The organism is Mesorhizobium sp. M1E.F.Ca.ET.063.01.1.1, assembly GCF_003998155.1.
Lineage (GTDB): Bacteria > Pseudomonadota > Alphaproteobacteria > Rhizobiales > Rhizobiaceae > Mesorhizobium.
Genome location: NZ_RZSC01000940.1, coordinates 1 through 1,989, shown reverse-complemented (window position 1 = coordinate 1,989; position 1,989 = coordinate 1). Strand labels below are relative to the sequence as shown.

Sequence of the window (1,989 nt, the reverse complement as noted above, 5' to 3'; positions counted from 1 at the left end):
GCAACGAGCACACAAAAGCGGTTGAGAAAATGGCCGCCGCGCAGGGCGCCGGCACGGTGGTGATCTCGGCGGCGATCGAGGCGGAAGTCGCTCAGCTTTCCGACGAGGAGGAAATGGAATTCCTTGCCTCGATCGGCCTCGATGAGCCGGGCCTCAACAAGGTGATCCGCGCCGGCTACGAGCTCTTGCAGCTCATCACCTATTTCACCGTCGGGCCGAAAGAGACGCGCGCCTGGACGATCCACAAAGGCGATAAGGCGCCGCAGGCGGCCGGCGTCATCCACACCGATTTCGAACGCGGCTTCATCCGCGCCCAGACGATTTCCTACAACGATTTTATCACGCTGGGCGGCGAAGTGGCCGCCAAGGAAGCCGGCAAGGCGCGCGACGAAGGCAAGGAATATGTCGTCCAGGACGGCGACATCATGCTGTTCAAGTTCAACACGTAAGTCGTCGCGGCGGCTCGATTCCGCCAGTGGGCCTGCCCTCCGGCGGGGCGCCCCGCCGTCTGTCTTGACCTGGCAAGGTCGCGGGTCTAATCCGCTGGTGCCCACGGGCTGCCACAGCCCATGCGATCCTGACGGCGCTCGAACGAAATCTCTTTGGTCCAGCAAGGGAGACCCGGCGATGATCAAGGCCTTCGTCGTGGACAATGATCGCCTGCGCGTCACCGATGACCTCGTGCGAGACGGCGACAGGGTCGTCTGGGCCGACCTGTTCAACCCGAGCAAGGACGAAGAGGCCGTCATCGAGGGCTGGCTGGGCATCGCCATTCCGACGCGCGAGGAGATGGAGGAGATCGAGATTTCGAGCCGCCTCTACGTCGAGGATGGCGGCTACTTCATGACCGCCGTGCTGCCGGCCCAGACCGAGGGCGACGACCCCTTGATGTCGCCGGTGACCTTCGCGCTTGCTGGCAACAAGCTGATCACCATCCGCTACCACGAGCCCAAGGCCTTCAAGACCTTCCCGTTGCGCGCCGAGAAAGTCGCGACCGGCTGCACCACCGGTGACACCATCCTGATCGGTCTGCTGGAAGCGATCGTCGATCGGCTGGCCGACATCCTCGAGCGCGCCGGCCGCGATGTGGAAGCGATCTCGCGCGACATCTTCGAGGCGCGCTCGACCAAGGCCTCGAAGCGCAACCGCGATTTCCAGGAGCTCCTGAAAGGCATCGGCCGCAAGGAGGATCTCGCTTCCTCCATCCGCGACAGCCTGATCTCGCTGCAGCGCCTTGCCGGCTTCCTCACCCATGTCGCGGCCCAGACCAAGATGAGCAAGGATGTGCGGGCCCGCGTCAAGACACTGTCGCGCGACGTGCTATCGCTTGCCGACCACGCCACCTTCCTGTCGCAGAAGATCTCCTTCCTGCTCGACGCCACGCTCGGCATGATCTCGATCGAACAGAACGCCATCATCAAGATTTTCTCAGTCGCCGCCGTCATCTTCCTGCCGCCGACGCTGGTCGCCTCGATCTACGGCATGAACTTCGACCTGATTCCCGAGCTGAAATGGGAGTACGGCTACCCATTCGCCATTGCCTTGATGGTGATCTCGGCGATCCTGCCCTTCTGGTATTTCCGCCGGCGCGGCTGGCTCTGATTGCGTTATCGGCCGGCCGGCAATCGGCTGGCTTACCAGAAAGGACTTGACCAAATTGCCTTGGGCCTGCATCCGGGTTGCCCGACCTTAGGGATCACGCGTTCTTCAACCGGATTGCCGACATGACCGCAAAGACATGGGCCTTTGAGGATTTCGTCGAGGGCGCCTCGCTCAACCTCGGCAGCAAGGATGTGAGCGCTGCCGAGATCATCGAGTTCGCCAGCGAATTCGATGCCCAGCCGATGCATCTCGACGAGGACGCCGGCAAGGCAAGCATCCTGGGCGGCCTTTCGGCCTCGGGATGGCACACCTGCGCGATGTTCATGCGCATGCTGTGCGACGCCTTCCTGCTCGATTCGACCTCGCAGGGCTCGCCGGGCATTGACC

The 1,989-nt window shown here is 62.9% G+C and carries 3 protein-coding genes; all 3 read left to right on the top strand.

The window, feature by feature from the left end:
• On the top strand, positions 1 to 449 hold a 449-nt coding region (locus tag EOA29_RS34540), incomplete at its 5' end, for a DUF933 domain-containing protein (RefSeq protein WP_127222263.1).
• A gap of 178 nt (positions 450 to 627) precedes the next feature.
• Complete coding sequence (gene corA / locus EOA29_RS34535) at positions 628 to 1,602, top strand: magnesium/cobalt transporter CorA (protein ID WP_126092366.1); 975 nt, start codon at positions 628 to 630, stop codon at positions 1,600 to 1,602.
• Positions 1,603 to 1,724: 122 nt separating this feature from the next.
• Positions 1,725 to 1,989, top strand: a 265-nt coding sequence (locus EOA29_RS34530) for a MaoC/PaaZ C-terminal domain-containing protein (RefSeq protein ID WP_281061128.1), incomplete at its 3' end; no start/stop codon positions are given.